Consider the following 16789-nt stretch of genomic DNA (forward strand, 5'->3'; position numbering starts at 1 on the left):
GGCACCTTTGCAGCTGTCAGGCTGCCTCCAGCACGTCGATAACCCGTGCCACCAGCCAGTCCTGGGCGTGGACTTCGACGTAGCTGTGGGTCGCATCGGGGCATACCTGGATGCGAGTGTCGGACTTGTCCCATCTTGCAAGGAACGCCTGCCCGGTCTTGTCCCGCGCGGCGACGAGGAAACGAATGCGGCCCGGATAGGCTGCAATACCCTCGGCCATCTCGGCGACGAGGCCGGATAGCTCGGTCGGTGCAGGGCGCGCGGCCGACAGGAGGCTGCGCAAGAGCTTGCCGATCGAGACCTTGCCGGTCAGCAGGCGGCGGATTGCGGCAGGATCGGTGAGACGGCGACGATAGTGGTCGCGGACCACTTCGGCGGGTTCCTCCTGTGCATCGTCCTCTATCGTCCACGGGTTGGAAAGCACAATCGCGTCGATGCCCGCGCCTATGCCCATGCCGCACGACAGCATCAATGCACTGGCGGCATCGCAATTGCCGAAGGCGACGATCTTGGTGAGACGCGGGCATTCGCGGCGAAATGCAGTGAGCGCAGAAGCTATGTCGGGCGCGCTGGAACGGAATTCGCCGTTTTCGCCCTCGCTGTCCCCCACGCCTCGGCGGTCGAAACGCATGACGGGATAACCTTGGGCGGCAATCCGGGCGGCGAATTTTGCCTGTCCGTTCCATGCTCCGGCGCGCACTTCGTTGCCGCCGCTGACAAGAAGCAGGCCGACCATGCCGGGTGCATCGTCCAGTGTCGCGGCTAGCCGAACGCCTTCGCAATCGAACAGGAAATGGCGCCGGTTCATCCCGTGACGCCCCAGGTCAGGATCGCGGCAAGGGCGTCGGCCTGCTCGGGCGCTTCATCCGGTTCCGCGCGAAGCCAAAGGCCGCTGCCGCCGACCTCGGCCTGCTCGATCACTCTGGCGTTCTGCGCAGCGATCATTGGCTCGAACTCGCGCCAGAATTCGGGCGAGAGGGGATAGCCGGCAATTTCTATGCCTTGCTCCCTGGCTAGCCGGGTCAGATCTTCGCGGTTTTCCTCACGTCCAGCCTCGCGGCTGGCAAGAATTCGCGCGCGCAGCATCTGGCGAAGGATCGAGGTGGCCTTCACCGGGGCGTAATGCCAGCCTGGAAGGCCTTGTGGCGTGAACATGCAGCCGCCGCGAATGCCCACCACGTGCGTTGCGCGAAACTGCGTGGCGGCAGCGTCCATCGCGCTGCGCCAGACTTCGGGCGTCTGCCGGTCGAGCGGCTGGAGGCTTTCGTTGCAACCGGGCAGGTCCGGCAGGATGCAGTCGATCCCGGCCGCATCGAGCCGGCGCATCGATTCCACTGTCACGCGGCGCAGCTTGTTGCCCTCGTCGAACAACGCCGGGACAATCAGCAACCGCGCGGCGCGGTTGCGATCGAAGCAGAGGGCGAGTTCATTGACGAAGCCGCCGGCGGGCAGCGGACAGGGCCAGCTCGCCGGTGTCACCGCCCGATCAGGCCTCGGCGCGCTTGGACTTGGTGAATTCGAGCAGGCCGCCGAACGTCTCGAGCATTTCGCCGTCGATCTCGTCGTCTTCGATCACGATGTCGAGGCGATCCTCGATTTCGGTCAGGAGCCCGGCGACCGCCATCGAATCGAGTTCAGGCAGGTGGCCGAACAAGCCGGTTTCGGCATCGAACGTGTCGGCCTGGCCCTGCGCGAGTCCGAGCACATCCGTCAGGATGCGACGCAGCAGCAGGTCGGTATCGTCTTGCATGGCCCCCTCAACAAAAGCCTTTCACTTTGGCCTGCGGCTCTAGCCGCCCTTCGCACTTGCGGCAAGGCGTCGCAGGCCGATCCGTGCCACGATGAGCCAGTTGTGCGGATCGAGCGGGCGAAACATGTCCAGTCGATATCGTGGCCGCACCTGTTCCATCCAGTCGCGCTTGTAGGGATCGTCGCCGGTGCCGAAGTCCACCAGCGCAACCCGGTCGACCTCGATGACATGACGCAGCAGCGCTGCGCTGAGGATCGAACCGGGGGATAGTGGCCTGGCGCTCTCGCGGTGCGCCAGCTTGTGAATGAAGGCCGTGCCGCCCTCGACCGTCCACATCTGCGCTGCGATGGCGGGGCCTTGGGGATCGTCGGCGGCCCTGGCAATGCCAAGGCGCAGGCGGCCTGCTTCGCCCTCGGACTTGGCAAAGGCCCGCAGGAAGTTCGGAGAGCCTTCTTCCGGCTTCCAGCTCTCGGCATAGATCGCCTCGTACTGCTCCCATGCCTGCGCATCGAAACGGGTGATGATCTCGACCGCGACTTTCCTTGTCTTGCGCTTGAGCGTCGTACGCAGCTTGCCGGGACGCCCGGCGATATAGTCGTCAAAGCTGCGACCAGATATTTCGAGGACATGATTTGTGTCGCTGGCTTCGCGCATGACCAGCCAACCGGCCCTGCGAAAGGCTGATTCGATGCGCGATGCAGTGCCGTCTTCCTCGGGCAGACCGGCAAGCGTCAGGCGGCGCGCCTTTGCGGCCAGATCGCGGGCCAGCTGCGCGAGCAGGACTTCGGCTTGCGGGGGATGCGAAACCACCGGCCGAAACCGGAAAGTGTACCAGTTCGCCAGTGCCGAAAGGTGGCCGCCGTCGCCGGTGAGCGGCAGGACGGCGACGGCATCGCCTTCGCGCGCCACCGCAAGCAGCGGCGCGATGGCGCAATGCTTGCCAAGCGCTTCCCACCATGCAAGGCGATCGAACGGCGCGGACTGACATTCCGCCGAGAGCAGCCTTGCAAGCTGCGCGTCGGATTGCAGTTCCTTAAGATCGGAGTGATATTCGATCTTTACCACGATACCTTCCAAAAGCCTCTCGGGAGCAGTTCCACCAAAATGCGCGGCAAGAGCGAAAACAGGGTCCTTCCGCTCGACCATCTCGTCCTTCGCGGGGACGATACGGCCGATGCCCTCGTGCTGCGCGAGGGCGTTCTTAACTACAAGGACTTAAGAACGCGTGTCTCCCGCCTGGCCGCCTGGCTGGCGCGGGAAGTGCCGCAGGCAGGCGCGCGCGTGGCGAGTTGGGCGGCCAAGGGCGAACTGACCTGCCTGTTGCCGCTCGCGGCAGCCCGTGCCGGGCTGGTCCATGTGCCGGTCAATCCGCTGCTCAAGCACGCACAGGTCGCGCATATCCTGGCCGACAGCGGCGCCGCCATGCTGATCGGTACGCCCGCGCGCCTGAAGACCCTGGGCGAGGCCGATGTCCCCGGGCATTGCCGCGTGGTCGACGAGCCTGCGGCCCTCACTGCAGCGACGGACCTCGGCGGCGATGTGGGCTTGTCGGATGCCGATCCCGATGCGCTGGCAGCGATCCTCTACACCAGCGGATCCACGGGGCGGCCCAAGGGCGTTATGCTCAGCCATGCCAACATGTGGCTCGGGGCCGAGGCCGTGGCGGATTATCTGGATCTTGCAGGTGACGACCGCACGCTGGCGGTCTTGCCGCTTTCCTTCGACTACGGGCAGAACCAGTTGCTCTCGACATGGTATGCGGGCGGCTGCGTCGTCCCGCTCGACTATCTGCTGCCGCGCGACCTGGTGAGAGCGGTAGAGCGCCACGGCATTACCACCCTGGCCGCCGTACCGCCGCTGTGGGTGCAGGTCTGCGAACTCGACTGGCCGGAAGAGACTGCCGGCAAGCTGCGCCGCCTGACCAACAGCGGGGGTGCGCTCACCGTGGATCTGGTGCGGCGCTTGCGGGCGCTGTTCCCGCAGGCGCGGCTTTTCCCGATGTACGGCCTGACCGAGGCGTTCCGCTCGACCTATCTCGATCCCGCACTGGTCGATAGCCATCCCACCTCGATGGGCAAGGCGATCCCCCATGCCGAGATTCTCGTCATCAACGATGCGGGCGAACCGGCAGCCGACGGTGAGGAGGGGGAACTGGTTCACTGCGGGCCGCTCGTCGCCCAGGGCTACTGGCAGGACCCGGAACGTACCGTCGAACGCTACAGGCCGGCGCCCGCGAGCTCCGCTTTTGGCGGAATTGCCGTCTGGTCGGGTGACCGGGTGCGGCGCGAGGCGGACGGGCTGCTCTACTTCGTCGGGCGGCGCGATGCGATGATCAAGAGCGCGGGCAACCGCATCAGCCCGCAGGAAATCGAGGAAGCCGCGCTCGCCACTGGCCTCGTCGCCGAGGCAGTCGCGCTGGGCCTGGCCGACGAACGGCTGGGACAGGCGGTCCACCTGATCGTCCGGGTGGCCCCCGGCGCCGAAAACCCCGAACAGGAATTGCCCCGTAAACTCATGCAGGAACTGCCGAATTTCATGCAGCCCAAGGTCATTCACTGGCGCGATGCCATGCCGATCGGTCCCAATGGCAAGATCGACCGCACCGGTCTGCAGGCGGAGCTTGCGGCATGAAGGCGCTCGGACCGATCCCGGCCGGGTTCACCTCCATTGACGGCGTTCTGGCGATGGGCGGCAAGCCGGTGACGCATTGGGTGGAAGAAGCCGGTGGAACCCCGCTGTTCCTCTATTCCGCCGACCGGGTGCGCGAAAGGGTCGCGGCCCTGCGTGCCGCGATGCCGGGGCGGCTGTCGCTGCATTACGCGGTGAAGGCAAATCCCTTCGCGCCGCTGCTCTCGGCGATGTCCGGTCTTGTCGACGGCTTCGACATTGCCTCGGGCGGTGAGCTGGAGATCGTGCGCGGTGCCGGGATTGCGCTCGACAAGGTGAGCTTCGCAGGCCCCGGCAAACGCGATGCCGAGCTGGAAGCGGCGATTATGGCCGGGGTGACGCTCAATCTCGAATCCGAGGGCGAGGCTGCGCGGGCGCTGGCAATCGCCGGGCAGCTGGGAGTGACGCCGCGGCTGGCGATCCGGGTCAATCCCGATTTCGACCTCAAGGGTTCGGGCATGAAGATGGGCGGCGGCGCCAAGCCTTTCGGGCTCGATGCCGAGCGGGTTCCCGCGCTCGTGCGCGAAGTCATCGCCAGCGGCGCCGAATGGCGCGGCTTTCACATATTCGCTGGCAGCCAGGCGCTTTCCGCCGAGGCGATTGCAGAGACCCAGGGCCAGACCCTCGACCTTGCGGCGCGTCTTGCCGATGAAAGCGGAGCGCCTCTGCCGCACTGCAATCTCGGCGGCGGCTTCGGTATCCCCTATTTCCCGGGAGACGAAGCGCTGGACATTTCGCTCATCGGCGAGCGGCTGGCCGAGCGCTTCGAGAACCTGCCGGACGCCTTGCGCGAAACGCATTTCTGCATCGAGCTGGGCAGATATCTCGTTGGCGAATCAGGTGTTTATATCGCGCGAATCGTCGACCGGAAGGTCAGCCACGGCGAAGTTTTTCTGGTTACCGATGGCGGGTTGCATCACCAGCTCGCGGCCTCGGGCAATTTCGGAACCGTTGTGCGCCGCAACTATCCCTCGGCGATAGCCACGCGCTTCGGCGCCGAGGTCGAGGAAGAGGCGTCCATTGTCGGCTGCCTGTGCACGCCGCTCGACAAACTGGCGGACAAGGGCGGGTTCCCGCGCGCCGAGGTTGGCGATCTCGTGGCGGTGTTCTGTGCCGGGGCTTATGGTGCCAGCGCCAGTCCGGCGAATTTCCTGGGGCAGGGACCGGCCCGCGAACTGCTGGTCTGAAAAAGCCGTAAGGATTTAGGCATTTGCGCGTCCCGATTCGGGACCTGCCGCCAATTCGCCCCTCAAGGCTAACGCTATGTTCACCCTTTTGACCGATAGCGGGAGCCGGATTTCGCCAGGTCCGCCGCTCTCGTGAGGATTGCGGCGGGTCGGCGCAGTGAGGGAAGTGCCCATGCCGTATCGCCGTCTGCCTCGCCTGCTCGCCGTTTGCGCGCTTGCCGGCGTGACTCTCAGCGGATGTGCAAGCGGCGGTGCAGCACCCGAACTCCCCCCGGCCTCCTTCGTTGCCATGCAGGAAGGCCCGGGCGAGGAATATGTCATCGGCCCGCTGGATGAGCTGACCATCTTCGTGTGGCGCAACCCCGAGCTGGGCGCGAAAGTTCAGGTCCGTCCCGACGGGCGCATCACCACGCCGCTGATCACCGACATGCCCGCGGTAGGCAAGACCCCCTCGATGCTGGCGCAGGACATACGCCTGCAGCTTTCGCAGTACATCGAGGACCCGCTGGTCTCGGTAATCGTCAACAAGTTCGCGGGGACCTTCAGCCAGCAGATTCGCATCGTCGGCGCGACCGAGAAGCCCGCTTCCATTCCCTACCGCGCCAATATGACCGTGCTGGACGCGATGATCGCGGTGGGCGGCCTCTCCGAATACGCGGCGGGCAACAAGGCGCATCTGATCCGCTTCGACAAGACGACCGGCAAGCAGAAGGAATATGCCCTGCGGCTGGGCGACCTGCTGAAGAAGGGCGACAGCAAGGCCAACGTCATGCTCAGCCCCGGTGACGTCATCATCATCCCCGAAAGCATGTTCTAAGAGGGGCCGGCGCAAGCGATGAACTCTCTCTACGAAGAGCTGCTGGCCGCGATCCACAGCGTCTGGCACCGTCGCTGGATTGCCCTGGGTATTGCCTGGGGCATCTGCCTGTTGGGCTGGCTGGTCGTGGCGCTGATCCCCAACAGCTACGAATCGCGTGCGCGCATTTTCATTCAGCTCGACGACGCGTTGGCGGAGCAGGTCGGCATCGGCGTGGCCGACAAAAAGCGTGACATCGAACGCATCCGCCAGACCCTGACGAGCGCGGTGAACCTTGAAAAGGTCGTGCGCTCGACGCGCATCGGCGACACCATCGAATCGCCCAAGCAGATGGAAGCCGCGGTCCTGGCCCTGGCCGACAACGTCAAGGTGATCAGCCAGCAGGACAACCTCTTCGAGATCACGGCGAACGCCAGCTATTCCTCGTTCTCCGATGCGGAAAACGCGAGGCTTGCCCAGAACATCGCCCAGAAGCTGATCGACATCTTCCGCGAGGAGAACCTCTCGGGCAATCGCGGCGAGATGGTCGAGACGCTGGAGTTCGTGAACCAGCAGCTTGCCCAGCGTGAGAAGGAACTGGAATCGGCCGAGCAGAAGCGCACCGCTTTCGAGGCCGAGCATCCGGAATTCGCACTGGGCGGGGCAGCCAGCGCGCAGCGGCTTGAATCCTCACGCGCCGAACTGCGCGGCGTGGAGGCCGATCTGGCTGCCGCGCAGGCTGCGCTTGCGGCGATCGACGGTCAGCTTGCCGGTACGCCCAGAACCATCCCCGGCGGCAGCGCCGGCGGTGCATCGGCGGCCCTGGCGCAGGCTCAGTCCAACCTTGCCTCGCTGCGCGCACGCGGGCTCACCGAAGAGCATCCCGACGTGATTGCTGCGCGAAATCAGATTGCCGCGCTCAAAGGCCCGGCCGCGCAGGAAGCGGCCAGCGGCGTCGGCGCCCCGAACCCCGCTTATACGTCCCTGCAGTCGATTCGGGCCGAGCGGCAGGCCAATGTCCAGGCGCTCATTTCGCGCAAGGCCGCGCTGCAGTCCGACCTTGCCGGGCTGACCGCGCAGGCGATCCAGAATCCGGAACTCGCCAGCCAGGCCCAGCGTATCAACCGCGACTATGACGTGCTGCGCTCGCAGTACGACAAGCTCCTGCAGGACCGTGAGGAACTGCGCCTGCGCGGGGAAGTGAAGACCGAGCGCGAGGCAGTGAAGTTCGAAGTTGTCGATCCGCCGACGACGCCGCGCAAGCCCGTGGCGCCCAATCGCCCGATCCTGCTGCTGGGCGTGCTGATCGTCGGCATCGGCGGTGGCTGCGCGGGTGCCTTCGCGCTCGGCAAGGTGCGCTCCGTCTACGCGACGGCAGCCGGACTGGAGCGTTCGATCGGCCTGCCGGTGCTCGGCGCGATCTCGCAGAACCTGACCGATGCGGCCCGCGCGCTGCGCAAGCGCCGCCTCAAGTACTTCTATGGCGCCAGCGCTGCGCTGTGCGGGCTCTTCGTCGTGCTGCTCGCGGTCGAATTCATCCAGCGCGGCATGGTGGCCTGAGGGGAACGAGCGATGACCGAGCACACCCGCATCCCGCTTCCCGGCAAAGCCGCTTCCGGTGGATCGCTGATCGAGCGTGCCACTGGCGGCCTCGATCTCAACAGCCTGATCGCAAGGCCCGCGCCGATCCCCGCCGATGTGGTGAGCAGGATCCGCAAACCGGCGCCGCCCGTTGTCGATCAGCCGCCAGTTGCGCAGGCTCCGCAAGCGCATGCCGCCGTCGAGGCATCTGAACAAGTTGCTGAAGCGGCTCCCGCCCCGCAACTGATACCCGAGCCGTTGGAACGCACCGAATTTCACGGCACGCACCATCCTGTCGACCGCGATCGCCTGCGCGATCAGGGCCTGATCGTGCCTGAAGGGACGGTGACCGCGAGCCTTGAGGAGTTCCGCATCGTCAAGCGGCAGCTCCTGCTCCAGTGCGCTGACCTGCGCCGCCAGAACGCCGGTCCTTCCGCGCAGCGCCTGCTCATCAGCTCGCCGCACCCGGGCGAGGGCAAGACCTACTGCGCGCTTAACCTTGCGCTTTCGATCGCGGCCGAGAAGGAAAGCGAAGTTCTTCTCGTCGATGCCGACTTTGCCAAGCCGTCGATCCTCTCCGCGCTCGGACTGCCCGGCGGTCCGGGGCTGATGGACGCGCTCATGGATGAGAGCGTCGATGTCAGCGATTGCGTGCTGGGAACCGACATTCCCGGTCTGTGGGTGCTGCCCGCCGGCGATACTTCGAACACCGACAGCGAATACCTTTCCAGTTCTCGCACCCGCCGCGTGCTCGACCGCCTGACGCAAGGCGCGCCCAATCGCGTGGTGATCTTCGATTCGCCGCCCGCTCTGGCAGCCTCGCCCGCTGCCGAACTGGCCAAGTACGTCGGTCAGGCGGTGGTGATCGTGCGCGCGGACAGCACCGGGCAGGGCGCGCTGGAGGATGCTATCTCTCTGCTCAACGGCTGCCCCAATGTGCAACTGCTCCTGAACGCGGCGCAATTCAGCCCGAGCGGCCGCCGTTTCGGCACTTACTACGGGTACAAGGGATGATGGCGAAGCAACGCCTCCGGACCGGCCTGATCGGCCTGGCCACGATGGCTGCGCTGGTGGCCTTGTCGCTGCCCGTCGCCTCGTACGCACAGACGCTTGGATACGAAGGTGCCGGTGGCGGCGGCATGGACGGCGGCGATGCGCCCGAGGGTCCGGCCTCCGAGACTTACTCGCCCGGCAAGGCTGCCAAGCGCGGCGGCAAGGGGCAGGGCGGACGCCGCCTGGTGATCCAGCCCTATATCGAACTCGACCAGATCGTCGACGCCCAGCTTTCGCCGGGTGACGATGTGCTGACCTACACGCAGGTCGCGGTCGGCGTGGATGCCAGCATTTCCGGGCAGCGCAATGCGGTTTCGGCCTCGATCCGCTACCAGCGCCAGATCGGCTGGAGCGACAATGCCCGCGATGGCGATGCGATCAGCGGCATCGTGCGCGGCTATGCCACCGTGGCTCCGGGCGTGACGCTGGAGGCCGGGGCACTGGCTACCCAGGTCAATGTCGAGAACGGCGGATCGGCGCTTGCAAGCTCCACCTTTGGCGACAACTCGTCCTCGAATATCTACTCGATCTATGCTGGCCCCTCGGTGGCGACGCGCGCCGGCGATGTGGCAATCAATGCCAATTACCGTGCCGGCTACACCAAGGTCGAACAACCCAATGCCTATGTCGCCAGCCCGGGCAGCGCAGCGGCCGACGTCTTCGACGAAAGCGTTTCGCAGGTGGCCGACATCGAGGCGGGAGTTGCGCCATACGAGATCCTGCCCGTCGGGCTGGGCGTTGCCGGCAGCTTCTATCAGGAAGACATCTCCAACCTCGACCAGCGCGTGCGTGACATGCAGGCGCGCGCCATGGTTACGGTGCCGGTCAGACGCACCGTTCAGGTTGTCGGTGCGGTCGGATACGAGGACGTCGAGGTCTCCAGCCGCGATGCCGTGCGCGATGCGGACGGGAACCCGGTCATCGGCCGGAACGGACGCTACAGGACTGACAAGAGCGCGCCGCGTGAGATCGCCTATGACGTCGAAGGCTTGATCTGGGATGTCGCGGTGATGTGGCGGCCAAGCCGCCGCACGTCGCTTTCGGCCCATGTCGGGCGCCGTTACGGGGCGACCAGCTTCGGCGGCACGCTGGCCTATGCGCCCAATGACCGCAGCCAGCTCAGCGTTGCGGTCTATGACAACGTTGCGGGCTTCGGCGGACAGCTCAATCGTTTCCTCGATGAATTGCCCGACGATTTCGAGGCTGTGCGCGATCCGATCACCGGTCAGCTGCGCGGCTGCGTGGATTCGCTGGAAGGCAGCAATTGCCTTGCCGGTGCGCTCGGTTCGGTGCGCTCGGCCACGTTCCGTTCGCGCGGGGTGACGGCCAGCTATTCGATGAAGCTCGGCCGCCTCAATGCCGGCATCGGCGCAGGTTACGACCGGCGCAAGTTCCTTGCATCCCAAGGCACGATCCTCGCATCGGCCAATGGCATTATCGACGAAAGCTACTGGCTGGCTGCCTACCTGAGCGGTGATCTGGGGCGTGACGCCGGCTGGAGCACCAATGTCTACGCCAACTGGATCGCCAGTTCCGATCCGCTGGTCGGCGACGTGACCGGCTATGGTGCCACGGCGGCCTATTACCGCCTGCTTACACAGCGCCTGCGGGCAACTGCAGCGCTCGGGATCGACGGGGCGACCCGCGACGATCCTTCCATTGACGATATCTGGACCGCATCGGCCCTGGTCGGCCTGCGGTACGCGTTCTGAAGTCCCAAGGAGGACGAGAGATGTTCGACGATTTCTACGGGTTCGAGAGCCGCCCGTTCCAGCTGACGCCCGATCCGGCGTTCTATTTCGAGAGCCGGACGCACCGCAAGGCGCTGTCCTACCTCGGCTATGGCCTCGCCCAGGGCGAAGGCTTCGTGGTCATCACCGGCGAAGTGGGCGCGGGCAAGTCGACGCTTGTCGCGCACCTCATGGCAACGATCGATCCCAGCCGCCTGACTGCGGCGCAAGTCGTCACCAGCGCACTCGATGGCGAGGAGATCGTCCATGTCGTCGCGCAGGCTTTCGGACTTGCGGTCGCCGGGCACGACAAGGCCTCGGCGCTGGGCGCGATCGAAGGCTTCCTGCATGAGGAAGCGCGCCAGGGCCGCCGCTGCCTGCTGATCGTCGACGAGGCGCAGAATCTCACTGTCTCTGCGCTCGAAGAGCTGCGCATGCTTTCCAACTTCCAGCTCGGATCGCATCCGCTGCTGCAGACGCTTCTGCTTGGCCAGCCGGAATTCCGCTCGACCTTGCTGGAGAGCGGGGAACTGGAGCAGCTGCGCCAGCGCGTCATTGCCACCCACCACCTCGAGGCGATGCAGGCCGACGAAGTGCAGGCCTATATCGAACACCGCCTTGGCTGCGTGGGCTGGCAGGGCAATCCGCAGTTCGATGCGCAAGTCTTCGCCGGGATCTTCGATGCGACCGGCGGCGTGCCCCGGCGCATCAACCAGCTCGTCAATCGCCTGCTGCTGCTGGGCGCGGTCGAGCAGCGTTGCGTCATCGACGGCGAGGTGCTGGACCAGGTCCTTGCCGAACTGGACGCGGACGGTTCGATCTCGCTTGTGAGCCGCAAGGCTGCCGAGCCCGAGGCCGAGCCCGAGGCCGCTGCAATGCAGGGCGAGGCGGCCGAACCCGCGGTTTCGCCGCGCGGGGAAGAAGCACGCACGGAAACTGTCCCGGGCGGCATCGACAGCGATGAAGTCGCCGCGATCATCGAAGCTGCAATGGCCGACCGCGACGCCCAGATCACTGAACTGCAACAGGCCGTGCTCGAACTCGCGATGGCGGCCGAAGCGCGCGAGCATGAAGCTGCCGATGCCGGCCAGGCGCAAGTGGCGTCGCTCGAAGCGCAGCTTCAGGCGATGTCCGGCCATGTCTCGGATCTCGAGGCGCGCCTTGCCGAGCATGACCGCATGCTGCGCCATACCCTGACGATGCTGATCGAGTGGATCGAAGGCGGCGAGGGCCAGCGCCGCGCTGCCTGAGAGCCCCAGCCTTCGTCCGCGCATGACCGGAGTGAGCCCGATGCCCGCCAGTCCCCAGATCAACGGTCTCTCGGTCGATGTCGAGGACTGGTTCCAGGTCGGCGCCTTCGAAACCGTCATCGCGCGTGATGACTGGTCCAGGCTGGCGGACCGGGTCGAGCGCAATTGCGATACCATCCTTGAAATGTTCTGCGATGCGGGCGTTAGGGGGACTTTCTTCACGCTGGGCTGGGTGGCCGAGCGTCACGGTCCGCTGATGCGCCGCATCGCGGCCGAAGGGCATGAAGTGGCAAGCCATGGCTGGGACCATGAGCGCGTCTTCCGCCTTGGCGCAGACGGCTTCGCGCGCGATCTCGAACGCAGCCGCAAGGCCATTGAGGACGCCGCCGGGGTCGCTGTAACCGGCTACCGGGCGCCGAGCTTCTCCATCGATGCGCGCACGCCATGGGCTTTCGAGGTGCTGGCTGCGCAGGGCTATGCCTACAGCTCCAGTGTCGCGCCTATCGCCCACGATCACTACGGCTGGCGCGAGGCGCCGCGCTTCGCCTTTCATCCGCTGGCAGGCAGCGATCTCGTCGAGATCCCGGTCACCACCGCGACTTTCGCCGGACGCCGTCTTGCCGCAGGTGGAGGCGGCTTCTTCCGCGTCCTGCCCTATGGCTTTTCGCGCTGGGCGATCCGGCAAGTGAATCGCGAGGAGGGGCGACCGGCGGTGTTCTACTTCCACCCCTGGGAAATCGATCCCGACCAGCCGCGCGTCGAGAATGCGCCGCTGCGCTCGCGTCTGCGGCACTACACCAATCTCGATGTCATGGCGGGTAAGCTGCGCCAGCTTATCGACGAGTTCAGCTGGGGCCGCATGGACGATCTCGCCGCGCGCGAATCGGACAGGGCCATGGCGCTGGCGGCGTGAACGCACCTTTCGCCCCGACCCGCGCACAGGTGCGGCTGGCCGACCTGGCCGATCCGGGCGAGGTCGCCCGGCTCGAAGGCTATGTCGCGGCGCATCCGCAAGCTACGCCCTTCCATCGTCCGGCCTGGTTCGTGGCCACCGCCCGCGCCACCGGAAACCGCGCGTTCGCACTGGTGCAGGAGCGGCATGGCGAGATCGTTGCGTTCCTTCCGCTCAGTGCGATCCATTCGCCCATCTTCGGAAACATGCTGGCCTCCAGCGGCTTTGCCATCGGCGGCGGCTTGCTGGCGGACGACGGCGCCGAGCCTGCAGAGGTGCTGCGCGCTGCCGAGGAACTGGCGCTGCGCCTCTCCTGCCCGACAATCGAGCTGCGCGGCGGCGCACTTCCCGACGCGGGGCAGGGCTGGGTGCTCAAGAGCGAATCGCACTGCAACTTCGCCCGGCCCCTGGCGGCGGACGACGAGGCGGAATTGCTCACGGTCCCGCGCAAGCAGCGCGCCGAAGTCCGCAAGTCGCTCGCGAACGACCTGACTGTCGAGATCGGCACCTCCGAGCGCGACCGGGCTGCGCACTATGCGGTCTTTGCCGAGAGTTATCGCAATCTGGGCACGCCGGTATTCCCGCGCGGGTTGCTCGACGCCGTCGTCGATGCTTTCGGCGAGGATGCGGACATCCTGACCGTCCGGCACGAAGGACGTCCTCTCGCCAGCGTGATCACGGTCTATCACCGGGGCGCGGCGATGCCCTATTGGGGCGGGGGCACCCGGGAGGCGCGGCGCCTGCGCGCGAACGACCGGATGTACTTCGAGCTCATGCTCCACGCCCGCCGCCGCGGGTGCACTGCGTTCGACTTCGGCCGGTCCAAGACCGGAAGCGGGGCCTATCATTTCAAGCGCAACTGGGGCTTCGAGCCCGAAGCGCTGACTTATGCCAGCTGGACCGCTCCCGGAGCCCGAGCGCGCGAGGCCGATCCGGCGAGCGCCAAGCTGTCGCTGCAGATCGCGCTCTGGCAGAAGCTGCCGCTGGGCATTGCCAATCGCCTTGGGCCGCTGATTGCCCGGGGGATCGGCTGATGGGCGAGATCCTGTTCCTGTCCCACCGCATTCCGTTCCCTCCCGACCGGGGCGACAAGATCCGCTCGCACCATGTTCTCAAGGCATTGGCCGGCATGGCTCCCGTTCATGTCGCCACTTTCGCCGACGACGAGCAGGACTTTGCCAGCGAAGCGGATCTCGCGGCGATTGCGGCCAGCCATCGGCTGCTGCGCCGGACGAAGCCGCTGCCGCTTGCCGCGTTCGAGGCCCTTTCTGGCGGCAAGCCGGTCAGCCTCACCGCCTTTCACGACCGTCGCCTGAAGGCCTGGGTGCGCGACACGCTGCGCGACCGGGACATCGACGTCATCTACGTTTTTTCGGGGCAGATGGCGCAATATGTGCCCGGCACCTTCACCGGCCGCGTCGTGGCGGATCTGGTCGACGTCGATTCGGCCAAGTTCGACGCCTATGGAGCCAACGCAAAGGGCCTGCGCAGCTGGATCGATCGGCGCGAAGGCCGCGTCCTCGGCGCGGAAGAAGCGCGCATCGTCCGCCGCGCCGATGCAAGCCTGCTGATCAGTCCCCTCGAAGCCGAATTGCTGCTTTCGCGACTGCCGCCGGACCTTGCGGTAAGTGCAAAGGTCCACGCGATGGGCAATGGTCTCGACAGCACGTATTTCGACCCGGCCGTGGTCAAGCCTGAGCCGCGCATCGTGCAGTCGGGCGGTCCCCGCATCATCTTTACCGGGCAAATGGATTACGCGCCCAATGTGGCTGCGGTGCTGCGGGCCATCGACCGCATCATGCCCGCCGTCCGATCGGCTTGCGGACATGCGAGCTTGCATGTCGTGGGGCGCAATCCGGTCGACGCATTGCTAGCGCGCGATGGCGTGAACGGCACGCGGATCTGGGGACGCGTCGACGATATTCGCCCGTGGCTTGCAGGTGCGGATCTCGCGCTGGTGCCGCTGGAGATCGCGCGCGGCGTGCAGAACAAGGTGCTTGAAGCGATGGCGATGGAATTGCCGGTGATTCTCACGCCTGGAGCGGCCAACGGTATCGATGCCGTCAATGGGCGCGACTTTCACATTGCCGATGGCGACGCCGCGATGGCAGGGGCGATCCTTGCCATTTCCCAGAGCGCCGCGCGCAGGCAGGCCAAGGGATCGGCGGCACGCCGTTGGATCGTCGAGAACGCAAGCTGGCCGGCCGCGCTTGCGCGCCTGCCCGAATTCATCGGGCGCTCCGATGCCCGAATGAACGCGGTTGCCTGACATGCGTTCCTTGGCCGCCGATCTCAATTTCGGCGAAAGTCCGATCCCTGAAAGCTGGCGCGGGCCGCTGCTGCGACTGGCGGGAGTCTGGCTCGTTCTGGTCTTCACGTTCGCCAAGGACTGGGCGGCGATGGCGCGTCAGTGGTGGGACATTTCCACATACAATCATGTTCTTCTGATCCCGCCGATCCTAGGCTGGCTGGTCTGGCAGCGCTGGGGCGAACTGCGCAAGATTGCGCCACAATGCTGGTGGCCGGGTCTGCTCCTGTTCGGAGGCGCCGCCTTCATCTGGTTGCTGGGCGCGATATCGGGACTGGACCTTGCGCGCCAGGCCGGGGCTATCGCCATGCTCGGCGCAAGCGTCCCGCTGCTGCTGGGGCCGCAGGTCAGCGCCGGGTTGCTCTTCCCGCTTTGCTACCTCGCCTTCCTCGTCCCGCTGGGCGAGGAACTGGTGACCATTTTGCAGATGATCACTGCCGATATCACCGTTGCGCTCACCCATCTGAGCGGCATCCCGGCGGTCATCGACGGTGTCTTCATCGATACCCCTGCAGGCCTGTTCGAAGTTGCGGAAGCCTGTTCGGGCGTGAAGTTCCTGATCGCTATGGTCGCGTTCGGTGTGCTGACTGCCAATGTCTGCTTTGTCAGCTGGCCGCGCCGGATCGTCATGGTCGGGGCCTGTGTGATCGTGCCGATCCTCGCCAATGGCGTAAGGGCATGGGGCACGATCTATGCGGCTCAATGGTTTGGGGCAGAGGTTGCGGCAGGTTTCGATCACATTGTCTATGGCTGGTTTTTTTTCGCCATCGTGCTGGGGCTCGTGATCCTTGGCGCCTGGCGGTTTTTCGACCGACCGCTGGCAGATCCGATGATCGATGCCGAAGCGATAGGCCGCAGCAGGCTGGTAGGTCGCCTTTCCGCAATGCAGGTGCGGCCTGCGTTCGCTCTGCTGGGCCTTGTTGCGCTGATGCTCCTCGCACGTGGCTGGGCCTATGGAGCCGACCGGATTGCCGCGCCCCTGCCGCCGCAAATAGAGCTTCCTGCGGTCTCCGGCTGGACGCGCGCGGACTATTCGCCGTCGATCTGGTGGGAACCGCAGGCGTCCGGCGCCGATCATCGCCTGCTCGGAAGCTATGTCGACGGCGAGGGGCGCAAGGTCGATGTGTTCCTGGCGCTCTATGCGTCGCAGGGGGAAGGGCGCGAAGCCGGAGGATTCGGGCAGGGCGCGCTGATGCCGGACAGTGCCTGGGCTTGGCAGAGCCCGGGCAGGGCCTTCCCGGAGGGCAGGAGCGAGCGACTGCTCGGCGCCGGCAAGGTCGAGCGGCTGGCCGTCACCTGGTATCGCAACGGAAATCTGCTCACAGGCAGCAACGCGCGCCTCAAGCTGGCCGTGATCGGTAATCATCTTCTCCTGCGGAGACGCCCGACGACCATGCTGATCGTCTCGGCCGAGGATGCGCCCGCCAAGCCTGCTGCCGATGCCATATCGCGTTTCCTGTCATCCACCGGGCCGCCAGGCGCGTGGATGGACCGCGTCGAACAACTCCGGTAGGT

The 16789-nt window shown here is 65.9% G+C and carries 15 protein-coding genes; 11 read left to right on the plus strand and 4 right to left on the minus strand.

From position 1 onward, the window contains the following. Positions 1-16: 16 nt before the first annotated feature. Genes JI59_RS18475 through JI59_RS27715 form a run of 4 tightly spaced genes read right to left on the minus strand, consistent with a single transcriptional unit; the run spans position 17 to position 2815 of the window. Entirely contained in the window at positions 17-808 is a 792-nt protein-coding gene (locus JI59_RS18475; RefSeq protein ID WP_007011127.1) for a hydrolase 1, exosortase A system-associated, read from the minus strand. After that, positions 805-1479, minus strand: coding sequence for an alpha/beta hydrolase family protein (locus JI59_RS18480; RefSeq protein ID WP_007011126.1), 675 nt, complete (start codon positions 1477-1479; stop codon positions 805-807). The genes JI59_RS18475 and JI59_RS18480 overlap by 4 nt, the downstream gene beginning before the upstream one ends. Before the next feature lie 7 nt (positions 1480-1486). Next, entirely contained in the window at positions 1487-1750 is a 264-nt protein-coding gene (locus tag JI59_RS18485) for an acyl carrier protein (RefSeq protein WP_007011125.1), read from the minus strand. Positions 1751-1789: 39 nt separating this feature from the next. Next, positions 1790-2815 (minus strand): GNAT family N-acetyltransferase, encoded by a 1026-nt coding sequence (locus JI59_RS27715; protein WP_238532443.1) that lies wholly within the window; start codon positions 2813-2815, stop codon positions 1790-1792. A 39-nt stretch (positions 2816-2854) separates the two neighbouring features. On the opposite strand from JI59_RS27715, the gene JI59_RS18495 reads away from it, so the two are divergent. From JI59_RS18495 to xrtA, 11 genes are all read left to right on the plus strand, one after another. Beyond that, positions 2855-4381, plus strand: coding sequence for an acyl-CoA ligase (AMP-forming), exosortase A system-associated (locus JI59_RS18495; RefSeq protein ID WP_007011123.1), 1527 nt, complete (start codon positions 2855-2857; stop codon positions 4379-4381). After that, on the plus strand, positions 4378-5604 hold the full coding sequence (locus JI59_RS18500) for a pyridoxal-dependent decarboxylase, exosortase A system-associated (protein WP_007011122.1): 1227 nt from the start codon (positions 4378-4380) through the stop codon (positions 5602-5604). Before JI59_RS18495 ends, JI59_RS18500 begins: the two co-directional genes overlap by 4 nt. A 172-nt stretch (positions 5605-5776) precedes the next feature. Further along, entirely contained in the window at positions 5777-6421 is a 645-nt protein-coding gene (locus JI59_RS18505) for an XrtA/PEP-CTERM system exopolysaccharide export protein (protein WP_007011121.1), read from the plus strand. Between the two features lie 18 nt (positions 6422-6439). Then, the gene (locus tag JI59_RS18510; RefSeq protein WP_007011120.1) at positions 6440-7960 is read left to right on the plus strand and encodes an XrtA system polysaccharide chain length determinant; all 1521 of its coding nucleotides are present in this window, start codon (positions 6440-6442) and stop codon (positions 7958-7960) included. Positions 7961-7972: 12 nt separating this feature from the next. Then, on the plus strand, positions 7973-8995 hold the full coding sequence (locus tag JI59_RS18515) for a P-loop NTPase family protein (RefSeq protein WP_007011119.1): 1023 nt from the start codon (positions 7973-7975) through the stop codon (positions 8993-8995). Then, complete coding sequence (locus JI59_RS18520; protein ID WP_007011118.1) at positions 8992-10746, plus strand: hypothetical protein; 1755 nt, start codon at positions 8992-8994, stop codon at positions 10744-10746. The genes JI59_RS18515 and JI59_RS18520 overlap by 4 nt, the downstream gene beginning before the upstream one ends. Positions 10747-10766: 20 nt before the next feature. Then, entirely contained in the window at positions 10767-12014 is a 1248-nt protein-coding gene (locus tag JI59_RS18525; protein ID WP_007011117.1) for an XrtA/PEP-CTERM system-associated ATPase, read from the plus strand. Between the two features lie 40 nt (positions 12015-12054). After that, positions 12055-12927 carry an XrtA system polysaccharide deacetylase gene (locus tag JI59_RS18530; RefSeq protein ID WP_007011116.1) on the plus strand — a complete coding sequence of 291 codons (873 nt, stop codon included), beginning with the start codon at positions 12055-12057 and terminating at the stop codon, positions 12925-12927. Continuing rightward, a complete protein-coding gene (locus tag JI59_RS18535) occupies positions 12924-14000 on the plus strand; it encodes a FemAB family XrtA/PEP-CTERM system-associated protein (protein ID WP_007011114.1) in 1077 nt (358 codons plus the stop codon). The genes JI59_RS18530 and JI59_RS18535 overlap by 4 nt, the downstream gene beginning before the upstream one ends. After that, complete coding sequence (locus tag JI59_RS18540) at positions 14000-15235, plus strand: TIGR03087 family PEP-CTERM/XrtA system glycosyltransferase (protein WP_007011115.1); 1236 nt, start codon at positions 14000-14002, stop codon at positions 15233-15235. The genes JI59_RS18535 and JI59_RS18540 overlap by 1 nt, the downstream gene beginning before the upstream one ends. A gap of 1 nt (position 15236) precedes the next feature. Further along, the gene (gene xrtA, locus JI59_RS18545; protein ID WP_007011113.1) at positions 15237-16787 is read left to right on the plus strand and encodes an exosortase A; all 1551 of its coding nucleotides are present in this window, start codon (positions 15237-15239) and stop codon (positions 16785-16787) included. The last annotated feature ends 2 nt before the right edge of the window (positions 16788-16789 follow it).

Origin of the sequence: Novosphingobium pentaromativorans US6-1 (assembly GCF_000767465.1) — a bacterium.
In the GTDB taxonomy this organism is placed as follows: Bacteria; Pseudomonadota; Alphaproteobacteria; order Sphingomonadales; family Sphingomonadaceae; genus Novosphingobium; species Novosphingobium pentaromativorans.

Excerpts from the sequence above, each read along its gene's own strand:
- JI59_RS18475 (WP_007011127.1), bottom strand. The coding sequence starts at position 808 with ATGAACCGGCGCCATTTCCTGTTCGATTGCGAAGGCGTTCGGCTAGCC.
- JI59_RS18505 (WP_007011121.1), top strand. The coding sequence starts at position 5,777 with ATGCCGTATCGCCGTCTGCCTCGCCTGCTCGCCGTTTGCGCGCTTGCC.
- xrtA (WP_007011113.1), top strand. The coding sequence starts at position 15,237 with ATGCGTTCCTTGGCCGCCGATCTCAATTTCGGCGAAAGTCCGATCCCT.
- JI59_RS18515 (WP_007011119.1), top strand. The coding sequence starts at position 7,973 with ATGACCGAGCACACCCGCATCCCGCTTCCCGGCAAAGCCGCTTCCGGT.
- JI59_RS18510 (WP_007011120.1), top strand. The coding sequence starts at position 6,440 with ATGAACTCTCTCTACGAAGAGCTGCTGGCCGCGATCCACAGCGTCTGG.
- JI59_RS18525 (WP_007011117.1), top strand. The coding sequence starts at position 10,767 with ATGTTCGACGATTTCTACGGGTTCGAGAGCCGCCCGTTCCAGCTGACG.
- JI59_RS18500 (WP_007011122.1), top strand. The coding sequence starts at position 4,378 with ATGAAGGCGCTCGGACCGATCCCGGCCGGGTTCACCTCCATTGACGGC.
- JI59_RS18530 (WP_007011116.1), top strand. The coding sequence starts at position 12,055 with ATGCCCGCCAGTCCCCAGATCAACGGTCTCTCGGTCGATGTCGAGGAC.
- JI59_RS18540 (WP_007011115.1), top strand. The coding sequence starts at position 14,000 with ATGGGCGAGATCCTGTTCCTGTCCCACCGCATTCCGTTCCCTCCCGAC.
- JI59_RS18485 (WP_007011125.1), bottom strand. The coding sequence starts at position 1,750 with ATGCAAGACGATACCGACCTGCTGCTGCGTCGCATCCTGACGGATGTG.
- JI59_RS18520 (WP_007011118.1), top strand. The coding sequence starts at position 8,992 with ATGATGGCGAAGCAACGCCTCCGGACCGGCCTGATCGGCCTGGCCACG.
- JI59_RS18495 (WP_007011123.1), top strand. The coding sequence starts at position 2,855 with ATGCGCGGCAAGAGCGAAAACAGGGTCCTTCCGCTCGACCATCTCGTC.